Annotated in this window: 1 protein-coding gene; it reads left to right on the top strand. The window is 44.5% G+C overall.

Annotated features, from left to right (window positions below):
- The first annotated feature begins 71 nt into the window (after window positions 1-71).
- Window positions 72-1,159 (top strand): IS3 family transposase gene (locus QEZ41_RS12000; protein WP_289411832.1). Its coding sequence is split into 2 segments (ribosomal slippage): window positions 72-333 and window positions 333-1,159, totalling 1,089 coding nucleotides; the frame shifts between segments, so codons are not numbered across the junction.
- Window positions 1,160-1,198: the final 39 nt, after the last annotated feature.

The following is a 1,198-nucleotide window of genomic DNA, read 5'->3' as shown; positions in this document are numbered from 1 at the left end:
GGTAATCCCCCCGAAAAATAGCAGTGCTCATAAGTAGAATTTTCCATAAGCTATACGCAAGGAGATTCTGCATGAAAAAATCACGATTTACCGACAGCCAAATCCTCTCAGTTTTAAAACAAGCCGAAAACGGCGTGCCAGTTCCTGAACTGTGTCGCGAACATGGCATGAGCAGCGCCACCTTTTACAAGTGGCGTACTAAGTATGGTGGAATGGACGCTTCAATGATGACCCGTTTAAAGGAGCTTGAGGAAGAAAATCGTCGACTCAAGAAAATGTACGCTGAGGAGCGTTTGAAAGCCGACATTCTTAAGGAAGCCATCGAAAAAAAGTGGTAAAGCCATCTCGACGTCGTGAGATGGCACAACGAGCCGTTAATGAAAAAGCTATCAGTATACGTTTAGCGTGTTGGATTTTTAGCATCAGTGAAACCTGTTATCGCTATCAAACCAAACTCGGCCATCAAAACGCTGAAATTGCTGACTGGCTGATTCGTCTGACAGACAGACGTAAAAACTGGGGCTTTGGTTTGTGCTTTCTATATTTGCGCAACGTGAAGGGCTTTAGCTGGAACCACAAGCGTGTTTACCGTATATATCGAGAACTTGAGCTGAATCTACGTATTAAGCCTAGAAGGCGCTTAGTGCGTGAGAAACCACAACCTCTGGCCGTTCCTGACGCTATTAATGTCAGTTGGTCAATGGATTTTATGCATGATCAGCTTAGTGATGGTCGTAATTACCGACTCTTGAATGTCATAGATGACTTTAATCGCGAAGGCTTATGCATCGAAGTTGACCTATCACTACCGGCAGAGCGCGTGATCCGTACACTGGATCAGATTATTGAATGGCGCGGCAAACCCTGTTCAATTCGCTGTGACAATGGGCCAGAATATATCAGCGGAAAGCTAGGTGCTTGGGCAGCTAAACATGATATTAAGCTTAACTTTATTCAGCCTGGTAATCCGCAGCAGAATGCTTATATAGAACGCTACAATCGAACTGTTCGTTATGACTGGCTCGCTCAGCATTTATTTGAGAGCATAGCCGCTGTTCAAGATTATGCTACTCAATGGCTCTGGCACTACAATAATGAACGACCTAATATGGGGCTTGGTGGTATTACCCCTAAACAAAAGTTGGCCATAGTGGCCTAACATCTACTTTTGAACCCTGTTACAAATGGGGGGATTACC

The organism is Thiopseudomonas acetoxidans (assembly GCF_030362935.1).
In the GTDB taxonomy this organism is placed as follows: domain Bacteria; phylum Pseudomonadota; class Gammaproteobacteria; order Pseudomonadales; family Pseudomonadaceae; genus Thiopseudomonas; species Thiopseudomonas acetoxidans.
This window is presented reverse-complemented; position numbering and strand designations above follow the sequence as displayed.